This is a genomic window from Serratia sp. Tan611, from assembly GCF_905188235.1.
In the GTDB taxonomy this organism is placed as follows: domain Bacteria; phylum Pseudomonadota; class Gammaproteobacteria; order Enterobacterales; family Enterobacteriaceae; genus Serratia_B; species Serratia_B rhizosphaerae.
This window is the reverse complement of record NZ_LR994655.1, coordinates 3,893,296-3,911,182: the sequence shown is the minus strand read 5'-3', so window position 1 is coordinate 3,911,182 and position 17,887 is coordinate 3,893,296. Positions and strand designations below refer to the sequence as shown.

Sequence of the window (17,887 nt, the reverse complement as noted above, 5' to 3'; positions counted from 1 at the left end):
CTCTGTATGTTGAAGCCATTTTCAATTGCACCAACCTACGCAGATGCGTAGGTTTTTTTTTGCCGGTCGTATAGTATCCTTTCCCTTACAACGTGTTATGCCGCCCAATGACTGGGGGATAACGTGCTAACGCTTATCTGGCCGTCGCTGCCAGAATGCTACAGGGAGAGTCGTATGTTCATGTCTGTTATGCGCACGCTGTTTCGCCTGCTATTTCGCGTGCGTGTTGAAGGGGATGCCCGGCATCTTAATCAGCAGAAGCTGCTGATTACCCCCAACCATGTCTCATTTTTGGATGGCGTGCTGTTGGCGCTGTTTTTACCGATCAAGCCGGTGTTTGCCGTTTATTCCAGCGTGTCTGACAGCTGGTTTATGCGCTGGCTGAAGCCCTACATCGATTTCGTTTTCCTCGATCCTACCAAGCCGATGGCGGTTAAACATCTGGTGCGTGAAGTGCAGAAGGGGCGGCCGATTGTGGTCTTCCCCGAAGGACGCATAACCGTTACCGGTTCTCTGATGAAAGTCTATGACGGCGCGGCGTTTATTGCCGCCAAGTCCGGCGCGACGGTGGTGCCGATCCGCATTGACGGGCCGGAGTTCAGCCTGTTCGGCCGTATGAAAGGCGTGTTTAAACTGCGCGCGTTCCCGCAGATTACCCTCCACATTCTGCCGCCGACGCTGCTGCCGATGCCGGAAGCGCCGCGCGCCCGCGACCGCCGCGTGCTGGCGGGCGACCATCTGTATCAGATAATGCTGCAGGCGCGCATGGCGACCCGACAGCCGCAGACGCTGTTTGGCGCGCTGCTGGCGGCGCAAAAGCGCTACGGCGCCGGTAAGCCCTGCATTGAAGATATTGCCTTTAAGGAAGACAGCTACCGCACGTTGATTAAAAAATCTCTGGGCGTCAGCCGTATCCTGCAGCGGTTTACCGCCGAAGGCGAGCATGTCGGCATGCTGTTGCCGAACGCCACCATTACCGCCGCGGCGATATTTGGCGCTTCGCTGCGCCGGCGCATCCCGGCGATGCTGAACTACACGGCCGGTTCCAACGGCCTGAAAAGCGCGATGACCGCGGCAACCATTAAAACCATCGTCACCTCGCGTCAGTTTTTGGAAAAGGGCAAGCTGACCCATTTGCCGGAACAGGTGCCGGAAGCCAACTGGGTTTATCTGGAAGATCTGAAAGATACCGTCACGCTGGCGGATAAGCTGTGGATCCTGCGCCATCTGCTGCAGCCGCAGCGCGCCATGCTGCCGCAGCAGGCCGATGACGCCGCGCTGGTGCTGTTTACCTCCGGTTCGGAAGGCCATCCGAAAGGCGTGGTGCACTCGCACGCCAGCCTGCTGGCCAACGTGGAGCAGATCCGCACCATTGCCGACTTTACGCCGCGCGACCGCTTTATGTCCTCATTGCCGCTGTTCCATTCATTCGGCCTGACGGTCGGGCTGTTGACGCCGCTGATGACCGGCAGCCGGGTATTCCTGTATCCCAGCCCGCTGCACTATCGTGTGGTGCCGGAGCTGGTGTACGACCTGAACTGTACCGTGCTGTTCGGCACCGCGACCTTCCTGAACAACTACGCCCGCTTTGCCCATCCGTATGACTTTGCCCGCGTGCGTTACGTGGTGGCCGGCGCGGAAAAACTGGCGGAGAGCACCAAACAGATTTATCAGGACAAATACGGCATCCGCATTCTGGAAGGCTACGGCGTGACCGAATGTGCGCCGGTGGTGTCGATCAACGTGCCGCTGGCGACCAAGGTGGGCACCGTCGGGCGCATTATGCCGCAGATGGAGGCGCGCCTGATGCCGGTGCCCGGCATTGAGGAAGGGGGACGCCTGCAGTTGCGCGGGCCGAACATCATGAAGGGCTACCTGCGCGTTGAACGTCCGGGCGAGCTGGAGCCGCCTGCCGCTGAAGATGAAAACGGCAATCTGCAGCCGGGCTGGTACGATACCGGCGATATTGTCACGCTGGACGAGCAGGGATACTGCACCATTCGCGGCCGGGTGAAGCGTTTTGCCAAACTGGCCGGTGAGATGATTTCGTTGGAGATCGTCGAGCAGCTGGCGCTGCGTGCGGCGCCGGACGGCCATCACGCCGCGACGGTGAAAAGCGACAGCAGCAAAGGCGAAGCCCTGGTGCTATACACCACCGACAGCGAACTGACCCGCGATGCCTTGCTGCGCGCTGCGCGTGAGCAGGGTACGCCGGAGCTGGCGGTGCCGCGTGATATTCGCTGGCTCAAGACGCTGCCGGTGCTGGGCAGCGGCAAGCCGGATTACGTCACCCTGCGTAACATGGCCGAACAGCCGGAGAATGCATCATGAGCCAAACGTTGAGCGACAACGCGCCGTTGCTGTCGCGCGGCATGATCGCGGTGATTTGCGCGCAATTTTTATCGGCATTTGGCGACAATGCGCTGCTGTTTGCCACGCTGGCGCTGATTAAACAGCAGCTCTACCCCGACTGGAGCCAGCCAATTCTGCAGATGGCGTTTGTGGCGACCTATATCATTCTGGCACCGTTTGTCGGCCAGTTCGCCGACAGCTTTTCCAAAGGGCGGGTGATGATGGTGGCTAACGCGCTGAAATTGGCGGGTGCGCTGGCAATCTGTCTGGGGCTTAACCCGTTCCTGGGTTACAGCCTGGTAGGCATCGGCGCGGCGGCATATTCGCCGGCCAAATACGGCATCCTGGGTGAAATCACCAGCGGTGAAAAACTGGTTAAAGCCAACGGATTGATGGAGGCCTCAACCATCGCTGCGATCCTGATAGGTTCGGTGGCCGGCGGGCTGTTGGCGGACTGGCATATCCTGATCGCGCTGGCGGTGTGTGCGCTGGTGTACGCAGCGGCGGTAGTGGCGAATCTGTATATTCCGCGGCTGGCGGCGGCGCGGCCTGCACAGTCATGGCACCCGCGTGCCATGACGCGCAGCTTTTTTGCCGCCTGTGTCACTCTGTGGCGCGACGGCCAAACGCGTTTCTCACTGATTGGCACCAGCCTGTTCTGGGGAGCCGGGGTGACGCTGCGCTTCCTGCTGGTGTTATGGGTGCCGGTGGCACTGGGAATCGTCGATAACGCCACGCCGACGCTGCTCAATGCGATGGTGGCGGTGGGCATCGTGGTCGGAGCCGGTGTGGCTGCGCGTTTTGTCACGCTGGAAACGGTCAAGCGTTGCATGCCCGCCGGTATTTTAATCGGCGTCGCGGTGGCGTTCTTTGCGCTGCAGACCACCATGTTTAACGCTTATGCACTGCTGCTGGTTATCGGCATGCTGGGCGGTTTCTTTGTGGTGCCGCTGAATGCGCTGTTGCAGGAGCGCGGTAAACATTCCGTCGGCGCCGGCAATGCGATTGCCGTGCAAAACCTCGGAGAAAATACCGCGATGCTGCTGATGTTGGGCCTGTATTCGCTGGTGGTAAAAATCGGCGTGCCGGTGGTTGGCGTCGGCATTGGGTTCGGCGTGGTATTTGCGCTGGCGATTAGCGTGTTGTGGTTCTCCCAGCGTCGGAGTTAATAAAAAAATAGGGCGCAGTATAACGCTGCGCCCTGAAGCAATAACCTGTTAACCATAATATTAATAGAGGGGTTATGAATCGGCGTTATATTTTACGTCAGACCCAGTGAAGTGACGGCGTAAATTCAGTCAGCAACCTACTGCACCAACCTAACGTTGTTAAACCTGACAAATGACACGATTCGTGTTTGATTATACGATCGCCTAACCCCTTGTCCAGTAAGGCGGATCAAATAAAAGAGCATTCTGGATATTAAAAGAGGTTATTTCCTGAGGAATATAAACTCCAGGTATTTATTATTTAAATTAGCGGCTGGGATATATTTTATCAGCGCCAGTGATAAAGAATGGGACGGTATTTCCGTCCCGCTCTGGCGTAATGCTTTACGGCGCCGGGATGGTAAAGCGGCTGTGAATTTCTTCCAACTGTTGCAGTACTTCCTCATCCAGCGTCAGGTTGAAGCTGTCGATATTGGTCTTCAGCTGTTCAAGCGTTGTCGCGCCTAATAGCGTACTGGCAACAAACGGCTGCTGTCTGACAAAGGCCAGCGCCATTTGCGACGGATCCAGACGGTGCTTTTTCGCCAGCGCGACGTATTCGGCGATTGCCCGTTGCGCCTGCGGCGAGGAATAGCGGGTAAAGCGGCTGAACAGCGTATTGCGCGCGCCCGCCGGTTGGGCGCCGTTCAGGTATTTACCGCTCAGCGTGCCGAAGGCCAGACTGGAGTAAGCCAGCAGTTCCACGCCTTCAAACTGGCTGATTTCCGCCAGACCGATCTCAAAACTGCGGTTAAGCAGGCTGTACGGGTTCTGAATGGAGACCATGCGCGGCAGTTCATGCTTTTCCGCCAGGTGCAGGTAGCGCATGACGCCGTACGGCGTTTCATTGGAGACGCCGATATAACGTATCTTGCCGGCGCGTACCTGCTCATTCAGCGCTTCCAGCGTTTCCAGCAGCGTAACCGTCGCCATTTCATCGCTGTATTGATAGTTCAGCTTGCCGAAGTAGTTGGCGCTGCGCTGCGGCCAGTGCAACTGATACAAATCGAGGTAGTCGGTATTGAGGCGCTTCAGGCTGTCGTCCAGCGCGGCGCGGATATTTTTGCGGTCCAGCGCCTGCTGCGGACGGATGGCGCTGTCGTTATTGCGCGTCGGGCCGGCGACTTTACTGGCCAGCACGATTTTCTCGCGGTTGCCGCGCGCCTTGATCCAACTGCCGATATAGCGCTCGGTCAACCCCTGGGTTTCCGGACGCGGCGGTACCGGATACATCTCGGCGGTGTCTATCAGATTGATACCAGCAGCCAGTGCGTAATCCAGCTGTGCGTGCGCATCGGCCTCACTGTTTTGTTCGCCAAAGGTCATTGTGCCCAGTCCCAGCACGCTCACTTCTAAAGAACTGTGGGGAATTCGGTGGTATTGCATTAACGGCCTTCCTTAACTTATGTCGCGCGACGGGCGGCGCCCGGTGTTACTGCCGCCGGCTCAGGTTGACGCCGGTAAGGCTATTGATACCTTGTCCGACTATAACCAAGCCGTGTGGATGGTGAAAGGGGATTTACGCGACGGGAGAAGAGCAGGCTACCGCGGGGGGCGATAGCCATAGCGGAACGCAATCAGCGCTCGATAACCTGAGAAACCTGGTCGCCGTTGATCTGGCGATAGTTGCCTTTTTCATCTTGGTAGCTGATAAGGCCGGTGTCTTTATCGATCTCGGGCTTGCCCTGGGTCAGAATCATATTGCCGTCTTTGGTCGCCATCACGTAGTCGCTGGAGCAACCGGTTAAGCCAACCATCATTGCCAGTGCGGCGGCGGCCATTACCCACTTTTTCATACTGCGGATCCTCAATAGGAAAGAATATTTATAAGATTAGCAAATTAACGCCGGGAACTTGTCTCAGATAACTCTTATCTCCCAGAGGATAAAGAAGAAAGGCGCTAACGGCGCGCCTTTTATTGCTTATTCTGCGTTCGTCGATTTTTTGCCGCGCATCAGGTTGAGCGCTTCGACCGTCATGGAGAAGAACATGGCGAAATAGATATAGCCTTTTGGCACGTGCACCTGGAAGCTTTCCAGCATCAGGGTGAAACCGACCAGGATCAGAAACGCCAGCGCCAGCATCTTCACCGACGGGTGGCGGTCGACGAACTCGCCGATTGGCCGGGCGGCGAACATCATCACGCCGACGGCGATCACCACGGCGGCCATCATGATAAACAGATGATCGGACAAACCAACGGCGGTAATCACCGAATCCAGACTGAAGATAATATCCAGCAGCATAATCTGCACGATGGCGCCGAAGAAGCTGTGCACCTTGGTGTGGTGCTCCTCTTCCGTGCCCTCAATGGTTTCATGGATCTCTTTGCTGGCTTTCCAGATCAGGAACAGGCCGCCGAGCAGCAGAATTAAATCTCTGGCGGAGATATCATGCTCCATCACGCTGAACAGCGGATGGGTGAGGCGGATCACCCAGGCGATGGACGCCAACAGGGCCAGACGCATCAGCATCGCGGCCGCCAGCCCCATTCTGCGCGCCTTGTTTTGCTGCGCCTTTGGCAGCTTCGCCACCACCAGGGACAGGAAGATGATGTTATCGATACCCAAAACGATCTCAAGTATGGTCAGCGTGCCTAACGCCAACCAGGCATTGGGATCCATAATCCATTCAAACATTGCCCAGTACACCTTAAAAAATTCAAAGGGAAAATTATACGCATTTATTGGTGCGGCGGCACCGTTGATTAAACGCAAATTAAACGACAGCGATTTAGATTAAGAAATGTCTTGCCAATAGCGCCGCGGTGAAACTCTTTTTCAGATAGAAACCGCGCGGCAGCGTCATGATCGGCTGCCCCTGCTCGCCGATGGCTTCGGTCAGCGCTTTACTGTTGGCGGCCTTGGGGCGCAACTGCAGGACTTCACCATGGCGTGCGGTGATGCGCTCGACATGGCCGAGTACGATCAGATCCATCAGCTCTTCCCAGTCGCGACGCAGCATCTCATCCTCTTCTTCGTTAGGGCTCCACAACAGCGGCGAACCGATGCGCCGCTGCGCCAGCGGAATTTGCCGTTCGCCTTCCACCGGGATCCACAGGACGCGCGCCAGTTTATGGCGCACATGGCTGCTCTGCCAGGTGACGCCGCTGTTGCCGGTCAGCGGGGCAACGCAGACAAAGGTGGTTTCCAGCGGCTTGCCGGCGGCGTCGATCGGAATAGTTTTCAACTCAATACCCAGTTCGGGGAAATCCTGTTCTGGCTTACTGCCGGCCATGGCGCCGAGATACAGCTCCAGCAGCATGCCGACCCAGCCCTTATCGCGTTTCAGATTTGCCGGGATGGCGATCTGCGCCCGGGCGGCCAATTCGCCAAGACTAAACCCCGCCAGACGCTGGGCGCGTTCCAGGAGCTGTTGTTCGTTTTCCGGCGGAGGCGGCAGAGGGGATAAAAACGCCATAAATTAAAGCCTGTTTCTGGTGGTTAAAAAATGCACGGCATTTGCACACAACCCTCAAGGTAAAAGGTGGGTTGGGGAAAACAATAATAGTAGCATGATTTTACATGGTTTTTTTTGCCGCTGGCCGAGTGGGAAACATTTGTTTTGCCGCTTGTGCACCTGAAGCCACCGACAATGAACAGGATCTTACACCTATTTATCCACAGATTTATGGGATAACCCAAATTTTTCCTGATTACTGGTTCGATCTACAGCCTTGACGACGGGCGTTTTTTACGAATTCGTCCGATTTGTGCCTAACTATGACGAATAATCTGTGGATAAAAACGGCGTTGGTGGATCTTTCGCCAGGGTGAGATCCTGACCGTGCACAGATCACATTTTGCCTCTGTACATAACTGACGAAAACGATTTACATTGTTGTTATTAAAGTTAAAAAATAAAATAACCTGCCGGCGGGTTTTAGCATGTCGCTGAGTTTTACCGGCTTATTCCTGGAGTTCTTCACATACCTATCCACAGAAAAAGTGAATAAAACCGGCCGAAAACCCCGCCCTATGTTTATAACTTTGCCAATATCTGTGAGTTATCCCAATGTTATCCGGCGCGCAGAGCCGTAAAGCAGTGGTTTACCGCCTGTAGCTTGTGTGAAACAATCAGAGCATCTTTACGAATTTAGCTTATCGAGGTAGTCCGGTGATCGACGATGATGGCTACCGCCCGAATGTTGGTATCGTAATCTGTAATCGTCAGGGGCAGGTCCTGTGGGCCCGCCGTTACGGTCAGCACTCCTGGCAGTTTCCCCAAGGTGGGATTAACCCTGGCGAAACCGCGGAACAGGCGATGTACCGTGAGCTGTTCGAAGAAGTGGGGTTGAGTAAAAAGGATGTGCGCATCCTGGCCTCGACCCGCAACTGGTTGCGCTATAAATTGCCAAAACGTTTGGTGCGTTGGGACACAAAGCCGGTTTGTATCGGCCAAAAACAGAAGTGGTTTCTGTTGCAGTTAATGTGCAGTGATGCGGATATCAATATGCAGCGCAGCAGTACGCCGGAATTTGACGGCTGGCGTTGGGTGAGCTTCTGGTATCCGGTTCGCCAGGTGGTATCGTTCAAACGGGACGTGTACCGCCGGGTGATGAAAGAATTCGCCGCAACCGTGATGCCGCTGCAGCAGCCGTCAGCGCCGCGGCAGGCGCCCGCTTATCGCCGAAAAAGAGGTTAACTCAAGCAGACTATGCTCACGCGCTTGCGAGAAATTGTTGAGAAGGTGGCCGCGGCGGCCAGTTTGACAGACGCGCTGGATATTTTGGTCAATGAAACCTGTCTGGCGATGGACACCGAAGTTTGCTCTATCTATCTGGCGGATAACGATCGCCAGTGCTATTACCTGATGGCGACGCGCGGGCTGAAAAAACCGCGTGGGCGCACCATTGCCCTGGCGTTCGATGAAGGGGTGGTAGGGCTGGTGGGCAGCCGGGCGGAGCTGATTAACCTGGCGGATGCGCAGAGCCACCCCAGCTTCAAATACATTCCACAGGTTAAGGAAGAGCACTTCCGTTCCTTCCTCGGCGTGCCGATTATCCATCGTCGCCAGCTGTTCGGCGTGCTGGTGGTGCAGCAGCGCGACCTGCGGCAGTTCAACGAAAGCGAAGAATCTTTCATGGTCACCCTGGCCACGCAGATGGCCGGGATCCTCTCGCAGTCTCAACTTAATGCGCTGTTTGGCCGCTATCGGCAGACGCGGGTGCGCGCGCTGGCGGCCTCGCCGGGCGTGGCGGTGGCTGAAGGTTGGCAAGACAGCAGCCAGCCTTCGCTCGATCAGGTGTTTAAAGCCTCTACGCTGGATACCGTCAGCGAACGCGAGCGCCTGACGCTGGCGTTGGAAGAGGCCGGCGCGGAGTTTCGCCGCTTCAGCAAACGTTTTGCTGCCAGCGCGCAAAAAGAGAGCGCGGCTATCTTCGACCTTTACTCCCACCTGTTAAACGACGCGCGTCTGAAACGCGAACTGTTTTCTGAAATTGACGCCGGCTCGGTGGCGGAGTGGGCGGTCAAACAGGTGATTGAGGTATTCGCCGCCCAGTTTGCCGCGTTGCAGGACACCTACATGCGTGAGCGCGCCAGCGACTTGCGTGCGCTCGGCCAGCGGTTGCTTTTCCATCTTGACGATACCACGCAGGGCGCGACCCAGTGGCCGCAGCGCTTTGTGCTGGTGGCCGACGAGCTGACGGCCACCCTGCTGGCGGAGGTGCCGCCGGACCGGCTGGCCGGGGTGGTGGTGCGCGACGGCGCCGCCAACTCCCACGCCGCGATTCTGGTGCGCGCCATGGGCGTGCCGACGGTGATGGGGGCGGATATCCAGCCTTCGTTGCTGAACCGCCGGATGCTGATTGTCGACGGCTATCGCGGCGAGCTGCTGGTTGATCCTGAGCCGGTGCTGCTGCAAGAGTATCAGCGGCTGATTGATGAGGAACTGGCGTTAAGCAAACTGGCGGAAGACGACGTCGAGCAGCCGGCGCAGATGAAAAGCGGCGAACGTATCCAGGTGCTGCTTAATGCCGGTTTAAGCCCGGAGCACGAGCAACTGCTGGGCGGGCGGGTCGACGGCGTCGGCCTGTACCGCACGGAAATACCGTTTATGCTGCAGAGCGGCTTTCCGTCGGAAGAAGAGCAGGTGGCGCAGTATCAGGGCATGTTGCAGCTGTATCCGACCAAACCCGCGACGTTGCGCACTCTGGATATCGGCGCTGACAAGCAACTGCCCTATATGCCGATCAGCGAAGAGAATCCCTGTCTGGGCTGGCGCGGCATCCGCGTGACGCTCGATCAGCCGGAGATCTTCCTGATCCAGGTGCGGGCGATGCTGCGCGCCAATGCCGGCACCGGCAACCTGGGCATTCTGCTGCCGATGGTCACCAGTCTGGATGAGATCGATGAGGCCAAAAGCTTGATCGAGCGCGCCGGGCATGAGGTGGAAGAGATGCTGGGCTATGCGATCCCCAAGCCGCGCATCGGCGTGATGCTGGAAGTGCCGTCGATGATCTTCCTGATCCCGCAGTTGGCCGAGCGGATCGATTTTATCTCGGTCGGCACCAACGATTTAACCCAGTACCTGTTGGCGGTAGACCGCAACAATACCCGCGTGGCGTCGCTGTATGACAGCCTGCACCCTTCCATGCTGCGGGTGCTGCAGACGATCGTCGAGCAGGGTGAAGCTGCCGGCCTACAGGTCAGCCTGTGCGGTGAACTGGCCGGCGACCCGATTGGGGCGTTACTGTTGGTAGGCATGGGCTATCGCCATCTCAGCATGAACGGACGCAGCGTGGCGCGCATCAAATACCTGCTGCGGCATATCGATCTGACGGATGCGCAGCGTCTGGCGCAGCTGGTGCTGAGCGCTTCGCTGACCAATGAGGTGCGTCACCTGGCCGTGACCTTTATGGAACAGCATAATATGGGCGGCCTGGTGCGCGGCGGGCGCTGAGTCGCATTCAGACTGATTTTTTTACAGAACTTTTCCCTGCGGCCGTCCCCGGGCGTCGTTAAGCTTATGTTATGATGCGGGCCTTCCGCGGCGCGCTATGCCGGCGCCAGGCAGCGGAAAAGACCCATCTAGCGATGTAGACCCAAGATTATTCAGGTTGCCGCCGGTCGGCAACGGACTGCGACCCCGTTGGGGAAGAATAACAGACGAGTTGTGGTGATAGATGAGCAATAGCTATCTGAGATTTCCTGAGTTTGATCCGGTGCTTTTTTCCGTCGGCCCGGTCTCCCTGCACTGGTACGGCCTGATGTACCTGGTTGGCTTTGTCTTTGCCATGTGGCTGGCGATTCGCCGGGCCAACAAGCCGGGCAGCGGCTGGACGAAAGACGAGGTGGAAAACCTGCTGTATGCCGGTTTCCTTGGCGTATTTGTCGGCGGCCGTGTGGGGTATGTCCTGTTCTATAACCTGCCGTTGTTCCTTGAGAACCCGCTTTATCTGTTCAAAGTCTGGGATGGCGGCATGTCGTTCCACGGCGGCCTGATGGGTGTGATTCTGGTGATGTTCTGGTTTGCGCGCCGCACGAAGCGCACTTTCTTCCAGGTGTCTGATTTTATCGCCCCGCTGATTCCTTTCGGCCTTGGTGCCGGCCGGCTCGGTAACTTTATCAACGGCGAACTGTGGGGACGCGTGACGACCGACGCGCCGTGGGCGATGCTGTTCCCTGGCTCGCGCAGTGAGGATATTGCCATTGCCGCCGCCGACCCCGGCAAGTGGCTGCCGCTGCTGAACCAGTACGGCGTGCTGCCGCGCCACCCGTCGCAGCTGTATGAACTGCTGCTGGAAGGCGTGGTGTTGTTTATCATTCTCAACCTGTTTATTCGCAAATCGCGGCCGATGGGCGCGGTTTCCGGCCTGTTCCTCATCGGCTACGGTGCCTTCCGTATTATTGTGGAGTCATTCCGCCAGCCGGACGCGCAGCTGGGGCTGTTTGACGGCATTATCAGCATGGGGCAGATTCTGTCGATCCCGATGGTGTTGGCCGGTATTATTATGATGATCTGGGCGTACCGCCGTCGCCCGCAGCAACAAACTTCGTGAGGAAACATGAAACAGTATCTGGATTTAATGAAAAAAGTGCTCGATGAGGGCACCCCAAAAGCAGACCGCACCGGCACCGGCACGTTGTCGATTTTCGGTCACCAGATGCGTTTCAATTTGCAGGAAGGCTTCCCGTTGGTGACCACCAAAAAGTGTCACCTGCGCTCCATCATTCATGAGCTGCTGTGGTTCCTGAAAGGGGACACCAACATTGCCTACCTGCGTGAAAACAAGGTCACCATCTGGGATGAGTGGGCCGATGAGAATGGCGACCTGGGGCCGGTTTACGGCCAGCAGTGGCGCGCCTGGGGCGCAGCCGACGGTCGTCAGATCGATCAGCTGAGCAAGGTACTGCAGCAGTTGAAACAGGATCCGGACTCACGCCGTATCATCGTCTCCGCCTGGAACGTCGGCGAACTGGATCAGATGGCGCTGGCGCCTTGCCATGCGTTTTTCCAGTTTTACGTGGCGGACGGCAAACTGTCTTGCCAGTTGTATCAGCGCTCTTGCGATGTCTTCCTCGGCCTGCCGTTCAATATCGCCAGCTATGCGCTGCTGGTGCATATGATGGCGCAGCAGTGCGATCTGGAAGTGGGCGATTTCGTCTGGACCGGCGGTGATACGCACCTGTACAGCAATCATATGGAGCAGACCCGGCTGCAGCTGACCCGCGAGCCGCGTCCGCTGCCGAAGCTGGTGATCAAGCGTAAACCTGACTCGCTGTTCGATTACCGCTTTGAAGATTTCGAGATTGAAGGTTACGACCCACATCCGGCGATTAAAGCGCCAGTGGCGATCTGATTTCAGACGATGCTTCTTTACAGGGCGCAACTCCGGTTGCGCCCTTTTTCTTTGTTACCTGCCGGCGGTGATGCCGCTGAACGTTGCGCGTAACGCCGCATTTTTTCTGCTTTGTCTGCCATTTGCACCTTTTGTTTGCGCACTGTTTTCCAGGCGTTGACCGAGGCGCTGTTATCGTTTGCCCCGGTGATTACACTCAGCGTCATGAACGATAACTCTCACAACAACGTTTGCCGGCAGCGGGGAATCACGCTGATGGAGCTGCTGTTGGCAGTTTTGATTAGTGCGATGCTGAGCGGTTGGGGCGTGAGTCACTGGCGGCATCACCAGCAGGCGCTGCGGCTGGAGCAGGCCACCCAACAGCTACTGGTGTTTTTACAGCGCCTGCAGGCCGACGCCAACTGGCGCAACCGCACGGCATTGCTGTGGTTTAAACCGCATGGGCGCTGGTGCCTGGGCAGCGGGGCTGAACCGGCTGACTGTCAGCAGCCGGCAAGGTGGCTGTTCACGCCGCCGAGCGATGATATACAACTGCTCGACTTCACCCGTAAAGAGCTGGGTTTTTACGGGGTGCGTAACAGCGCGCAGGGCGGACATATCCGCCTGGGCAACCGCGCCGGCCAACTGCAGGTGGTGCTTTCCGCCCAAGGGCGCTTGCGCATTTGCAGCATGGGGGCCGCGCTGCGCGGGATCCGCGCATGTTAACGTCAGCGCGCGGGTTCACCCTGCCTGAGGTGCTGCTGGCCATGGCGGCGGGAAGCCTGATTATTTTGGCGGCGGCGAAGGCCTATCCTGCGCTGCGCCAGCAAAGCGCGGCGTTTCTCGGCGCTTATCAGCTGGAGCTAAGGCTGCGGCAGGCGGCGTTTGGTATTGAAAAAGATCTGCGCCGCGCGGGATTTTGCGCCGGGACGTGCATCGGGCGGGCGATGAGTATCGCGCGGCATGCCGGGGAGGCGCCCGACAGCTGCGTCATCGTCGCCTATGATTTGAACCGCAACGGCCGCTGGGAAGCGACGGGCGACGAGGCGGAGAAATTCGGCTACCGCTTACGTGAAGGGCGGCTTGAGCGCCAGCGCGGCGTTAGTCAGTGTAACGGCGGCGGCTGGGAAAACCTGTTTGAGCGTGCCGAAGTACACATTGAGACGTTTAACGTTCGTCTGCTGCCGGGGAAAGACGGGCGGCGCCTGCTCCGGCTGACGCTGGGCGGTCGTTCGGCGGATTCGGGGGCGATGACGCGCTCAATGCGGTGGGATATCAACGTGGAGGCGCCGTCAGCATGAACGGACGGGATTCTCAGCGCGGCAGCGTGCTGGCAGCGGTGATGTTGGTGCTGGTGATGGGGTTGCTGCTGCTGGGCGCCCAGCAAAAACAGCTGGATAGTGCGCTGCTGCTGGCGGTTGAGCAGCGGCGCTACCTGCAGGCGTATAATCGGGCGTCGTCTGCGTTGAACTGGGGACTGACGCAATCCTGGCCGCCGTCGTTGCTGAATGCAGGAGCGTGGCGCTGTCAGCGGCAACCTGCGTCGGGGCTACAGGCCTGCGTCAAGCGCGCCTCCCGGGCGGACATGATACTGCTGCGCGGGCTGGGTGAGATACCCGCAGCGGAACCGCTCTGGCTGTATCAGTTGGCCATGCCGGATGCGCACGGACGGCTGCGGGCAGAACCGGGCGGCTGGCTGGATTTTTGCCCGGAAAAGGATGCAGCGGCCTGTGAGGATTAATGGCAATAGCGGGGTGGGCCGGCATCAGCGCGGCTTCAGCCTGGCGGAAGTATTAATTGCGACACTGTTATTCTCGGTGTCGCTGCTCGGCCTGTTACAATACCATCAGGTATTATTACAGGGGCTGCAGCGGCAATGGCAGTACCGGCAGGCCTGGTCGCTGGCCCATCAGCAGTTGGAGCGTCTGGCCGCCGGCAGCGATGCTGATGATGTCCTGGCGCCCGGCTGGCGGCGCGAGGTGTGGCAGAGCGCCGTCGACGGCGTCTGCCGGCAGATCACGGTCAGAGTAGATACGCCGCAGCGTCAGCATGCTCAGCTTGGGCGCTGGTATTGCGGCGATGACTAACCCGGCGCGTATGTATATGGTTTTCAAGGAGCCTCATGTTTACGGTTTATCATTCCAATCAGCTGGACGTGCTGAAAACGCTAACCAGCGTATTGATCGCCAGAGAACCGTTGGCCGACCCTTTCCAGCAGGAGGTTGTGCTGGTGCAAAGCCCGGGAATGGCGCAGTGGCTGCAGATGCAACTGGCCGAGCAGTTCGGCATTGCCGCCAATATTGAGTTTCCGCTGCCGGCGACCTTTATCTGGGACATGTTTACCCGCGTGTTGCCGGGCATCCCGAAAGAGAGCGCCTTCAGTAAGGACGCTATGACCTGGAAACTGATGTGGCTGCTGCCCGATATGCTGACACAGCCCGAGTTTGCCCCGTTGCAGCACTATCTGACCGACGACGGCGATAAGCGCAAAATTCACCAGCTTGCCGGGCGCGTTGCCGATCTGTTTGACCAATATCTGGTGTACCGGCCGCAGTGGCTGGAAAGTTGGCAACGTGGCGAATTGATCGCCGATCTGCCTGAGGCGCAGCAGTGGCAGGCGCCGCTGTGGGCGCGGCTGGTGCAGTATACCCAGGAACTGGGGCAGCCGGAGTGGCACCGTGCCAACCTGTATCGCCGCTTTATCGCCACCCTTGAGCAGGCGGAACAGTGCCCGTCAGGGTTACCGGCGCGGGTGTTTATCTGCGGTATTTCGGCGCTGCCGCCGGTCTACCTTGAGGCGCTGCAGGCGCTGGGCAGGCATATTGATATTCATCTGATGTTCACCAACCCGTGCCGCTATTACTGGGGCGATATCCAGGACTACGCGTTTCTGGCGCGGCTGCAAAGCCGTAAGCGACGCCGCCGCCACCAGGCACAGGAACAGGGGTTATTCCGCGATCCCGAGCAGGCGGCGCAGCTGTTCGACGCTGAAGGCGAGCAGCTGCTGAGTAACCCGCTGCTGGCGTCATGGGGTAAGCTGGGGCGCGATCATCTGTATCTGCTGGCGCAGATGGAAACGCTGCAGGAGGTTGACGCTTTTGTCGATATCCCGGCGGACAACATGCTGCACGGCATCCAGCGCGACATGCTGGAGCTGGAGGATTGCGCGGTGATCGGCACCACGCCGGAAACTTTTGAACGCAGCGATGCCAAGCGACTGCTGGACCCCGACGATCGTTCACTCAGTCTGCACGCCTGCCATAGCCCGCAGCGCGAAGTTGAAGTGCTGCACGACCAACTGCTGGCGATGCTGGCGGAAGACCCGCAGCTTACCGCACGCGATATCATTGTGATGGTCGCCGATATTGACAGTTATACGCCATACATTCAGGCGGTGTTCGGCAATGCGCCGGCGGATCGCTACCTGCCGTTTGCCATTTCCGACCGTAAAGCGCGCCAGGCTCATCCGGCGTTGCAGGCGTTTATCTCATTGCTGGATTTGCCGCAGAGCCGCTTTACCTCTGAACAGGTGCTGCTGCTACTGGAGGTACCGGCGCTGGCCGCACGCTTTGCCATTCAGGAGGAGGGGCTGCGCCTGTTACGCCATTGGGTGGCTGAATCCGGCGTACGCTGGGGGCTGGATGATGACAACGTGCGCGAGCTGGCGCTGCCGACCACCGGCCAGCACACCTGGCGCTTCGGCATTACCCGCATGCTGTTGGGCTATGCCATGGACAGCAACGCCGGCGACTGGCAGGGGGTGTTGCCATACGATGAATCCAGCGGGCTGGCGGCGGAGCTGGCGGGTCAGTTGGCTGAACTGCTAACGCAGCTCGGCCTGTGGCGCCAACGTCTCAGCGAAACGCGCACCCTGGCGGAGTGGGCGCCGCTGTGCCGCCAGCTGCTGGAGAGCTTTTTTGCCGCCGATGGCGACACGGAAGCCGCGCTGGCGCTGATAGAAAAGCAGTGGCATCAGGTACTGGAGCATGGTGCCAATGCTCAATATCCCGATGCGGTACCGCTGAGTCTGTTGCGTGACGAGCTGGCGGCGCGTCTCGATCAGGAGCGGATCAGCCAGCGTTTTTTGGCCGGGCAGATCAATTTCTGCACGCTGATGCCGATGCGTTCCATCCCGTTCAAGGTGGTGTGCCTGCTTGGCATGAACGACGGCGTTTACCCGCGCACCCTGCCGCCGCTGGGCTTTGACCTGATGGCGCAGCAGGTGAAGCGCGGCGACCGCAGCCGCCGCGACGACGACCGTTATCTGTTCCTGGAAGCTATTTTGTCCGCGCAGGAAAAGCTATATATCAGCTTTATCGGGCGTTCGATTCAAGACAACAGCGAACGTTATCCCTCGGTGTTGGTGACGGAGTTACTGGAGTACCTGCAGCAGAGTTACCGTCTGCCGGGAGATGAGGAACGGGATGTCGATGCCAGCGCGAGCCGGGTTAGCGAACATTTACTTCGCTGGCATGCCCGTATGCCGTTTGCGGCAGAGAATTTCTTGCCGGACAGCGAGGCGCAAAGCTACGCCGCCGAATGGCTGCCGGCCGCCGACGGACGCGGCCAGGCGCACCCCGAGTTCAACCAGCCGCTGCCGCCCGAACCCAAAACACAGATCGCGCTGGATGAGCTGCAGCGTTTTTATCGCCACCCGATCCGCGCATTCTTCCAGCAGCGTCTGGGCGTTAGCTTTGTTCTGGAAGAAACCGAACTGCCGGACGAAGAGCCGTTTACGCTGGATAATCTCAGCCGCTATCAGTACAACAACCAACTGCTGAACGCGCTGATTGACGGCGACGATGCGGCAAAATTGTATCAGCGCATCAGGGCCTCCGGCGGTTTGCCTTACGGCGCCTTCGGCGAGATTTACTGGCAGAAGCAACAGGAAGAGATGCAGGATTTGGCGGCGCAGGTGCGTGAGGAGCGCAAGACAAGCGGCAGTCTGGAATTGGATATCGACGTGGCGGGCGTGCATATCGGCGGCTGGCTGCATCAGGTGCAGGAAGATGGCCTGCTGCGCTGGCGGCCGGCCGCTCTGTCGGCGGTGGACGGCATTCTGCTGTGGCTGGAGCATTTGCTGTATTGCTGTGCGGGCGGTCAGGGGGAAAGCCGCATGCTGGGGCGCAAGAACTCAGTCTGGCGTTTTGCCGCGCTGCCGGCGGAAGCCGCGCAAGAGCAATTGGCGGAGCTGGTGGCCGGCTATCAGCGCGGCCTGTGCCAGCCGCTGATGCTGCTTAATAAGAGCGGTTGGGCCTGGTTAAGCCAGTGTTATCAGCCGGAAAATCAGGCGATTGACTGGAACGAAGAGACGCAGAGTAAAGCGCGCGGTAAGCTGCTGCAGGCCTGGCAGGGCGACCAGCGAATTCCTGGCGAAGGGGAAGACCCTTATGTACAGCGGGTGCTGCGTCAGCTGGATAATGATGCCCTGGCGCAAATTTTAGCGGAAACAGAACGTTACCTGCTGCCGGTTGCCAGACATAATCTGGGATAGTGAGCCCGGGTGGTGCACCGTGGCGGGAGGTGGTAAAACTAGGGCTCGCTG

The 17,887-nt window shown here is 58.5% G+C and carries 16 protein-coding genes; 11 read left to right on the top strand and 5 right to left on the bottom strand.

Annotated elements, in window-relative coordinates; all coding sequences use genetic code 11:
• The first annotated feature begins 174 nt into the window (after positions 1–174).
• Positions 175–2,331, top strand: coding sequence for a bifunctional acyl-ACP--phospholipid O-acyltransferase/long-chain-fatty-acid--ACP ligase (gene aas, locus TAN611_RS18435; protein ID WP_111736552.1), 2,157 nt, complete (start codon positions 175–177; stop codon positions 2,329–2,331).
• Positions 2,328–3,521 carry a lysophospholipid transporter LplT gene (gene lplT / locus TAN611_RS18430; protein WP_105232343.1) on the top strand — a complete coding sequence of 398 codons (1,194 nt, stop codon included), beginning with the start codon at positions 2,328–2,330 and terminating at the stop codon, positions 3,519–3,521. Before aas ends, lplT begins: the two co-directional genes overlap by 4 nt.
• Positions 3,522–3,905: 384 nt before the next feature.
• On the opposite strand, the gene TAN611_RS18425 is transcribed toward lplT, so the two are convergent.
• The 4 genes from TAN611_RS18425 to mutH form a co-directional block, all read right to left on the bottom strand.
• The gene (locus tag TAN611_RS18425) at positions 3,906–4,946 is read right to left on the bottom strand and encodes an NADP(H)-dependent aldo-keto reductase (RefSeq protein ID WP_105232342.1); all 1,041 of its coding nucleotides are present in this window, start codon (positions 4,944–4,946) and stop codon (positions 3,906–3,908) included.
• 191 nt (positions 4,947–5,137) lie between these two features.
• Positions 5,138–5,356 carry a YgdI/YgdR family lipoprotein gene (locus TAN611_RS18420; RefSeq protein ID WP_105232341.1) on the bottom strand — a complete coding sequence of 73 codons (219 nt, stop codon included), beginning with the start codon at positions 5,354–5,356 and terminating at the stop codon, positions 5,138–5,140.
• A gap of 126 nt (positions 5,357–5,482) precedes the next feature.
• Complete coding sequence (locus TAN611_RS18415; RefSeq protein WP_105232340.1) at positions 5,483–6,199, bottom strand: TerC family protein; 717 nt, start codon at positions 6,197–6,199, stop codon at positions 5,483–5,485.
• Between the two features lie 94 nt (positions 6,200–6,293).
• Positions 6,294–6,980: a DNA mismatch repair endonuclease MutH gene (mutH, locus tag TAN611_RS18410; RefSeq protein ID WP_105232339.1), complete on the bottom strand. Its 687-nt coding sequence runs from the start codon at positions 6,978–6,980 to the stop codon at positions 6,294–6,296.
• Between the two features lie 696 nt (positions 6,981–7,676).
• Between mutH and rppH the strand changes: the two genes are divergently transcribed.
• The 4 genes from rppH (at position 7,677) to thyA (ending at position 12,363) form a co-directional block, all read left to right on the top strand.
• On the top strand, positions 7,677–8,204 hold the full coding sequence (gene rppH, locus TAN611_RS18405) for an RNA pyrophosphohydrolase (RefSeq protein ID WP_015673597.1): 528 nt from the start codon (positions 7,677–7,679) through the stop codon (positions 8,202–8,204).
• A gap of 12 nt (positions 8,205–8,216) precedes the next feature.
• Positions 8,217–10,463 (top strand): phosphoenolpyruvate--protein phosphotransferase, encoded by a 2,247-nt coding sequence (gene ptsP / locus TAN611_RS18400; RefSeq protein WP_203066840.1) that lies wholly within the window; start codon positions 8,217–8,219, stop codon positions 10,461–10,463.
• A 223-nt stretch (positions 10,464–10,686) separates the two neighbouring features.
• Positions 10,687–11,562 (top strand): prolipoprotein diacylglyceryl transferase, encoded by an 876-nt coding sequence (lgt, locus tag TAN611_RS18395; RefSeq protein WP_105232337.1) that lies wholly within the window; start codon positions 10,687–10,689, stop codon positions 11,560–11,562.
• 6 nt (positions 11,563–11,568) lie between these two features.
• The gene (gene thyA, locus TAN611_RS18390; RefSeq protein WP_187044205.1) at positions 11,569–12,363 is read left to right on the top strand and encodes a thymidylate synthase; all 795 of its coding nucleotides are present in this window, start codon (positions 11,569–11,571) and stop codon (positions 12,361–12,363) included.
• Between the two features lie 17 nt (positions 12,364–12,380).
• On the opposite strand, the gene TAN611_RS18385 is transcribed toward thyA, so the two are convergent.
• The gene (locus tag TAN611_RS18385) at positions 12,381–12,569 is read right to left on the bottom strand and encodes a hypothetical protein (RefSeq protein ID WP_105232335.1); all 189 of its coding nucleotides are present in this window, start codon (positions 12,567–12,569) and stop codon (positions 12,381–12,383) included.
• Between TAN611_RS18385 and TAN611_RS18380 the strand changes: the two genes are divergently transcribed.
• From TAN611_RS18380 to recC, 5 genes are read left to right on the top strand one after another with little or no spacing between them, the layout of a single operon-like run.
• Positions 12,568–13,068: a prepilin peptidase-dependent protein gene (locus TAN611_RS18380; RefSeq protein WP_187044206.1), complete on the top strand. Its 501-nt coding sequence runs from the start codon at positions 12,568–12,570 to the stop codon at positions 13,066–13,068. The two genes, TAN611_RS18385 and TAN611_RS18380, sit on opposite strands and share 2 nt — an antisense overlap.
• Entirely contained in the window at positions 13,062–13,643 is a 582-nt protein-coding gene (locus tag TAN611_RS18375; protein ID WP_105232333.1) for a prepilin peptidase-dependent protein, read from the top strand. Before TAN611_RS18380 ends, TAN611_RS18375 begins: the two co-directional genes overlap by 7 nt.
• Positions 13,640–14,083, top strand: a complete 444-nt coding sequence (locus tag TAN611_RS18370) for a YgdB family protein (RefSeq protein WP_197950979.1) — start codon at positions 13,640–13,642, stop codon at positions 14,081–14,083. The genes TAN611_RS18375 and TAN611_RS18370 overlap by 4 nt, the downstream gene beginning before the upstream one ends.
• Entirely contained in the window at positions 14,061–14,429 is a 369-nt protein-coding gene (locus TAN611_RS18365; RefSeq protein ID WP_105232331.1) for a prepilin-type N-terminal cleavage/methylation domain-containing protein, read from the top strand. The genes TAN611_RS18370 and TAN611_RS18365 overlap by 23 nt, the downstream gene beginning before the upstream one ends.
• Before the next feature lie 35 nt (positions 14,430–14,464).
• Positions 14,465–17,836 (top strand): exodeoxyribonuclease V subunit gamma, encoded by a 3,372-nt coding sequence (gene recC, locus TAN611_RS18360; RefSeq protein ID WP_203066839.1) that lies wholly within the window; start codon positions 14,465–14,467, stop codon positions 17,834–17,836.
• Positions 17,837–17,887: the final 51 nt, after the last annotated feature.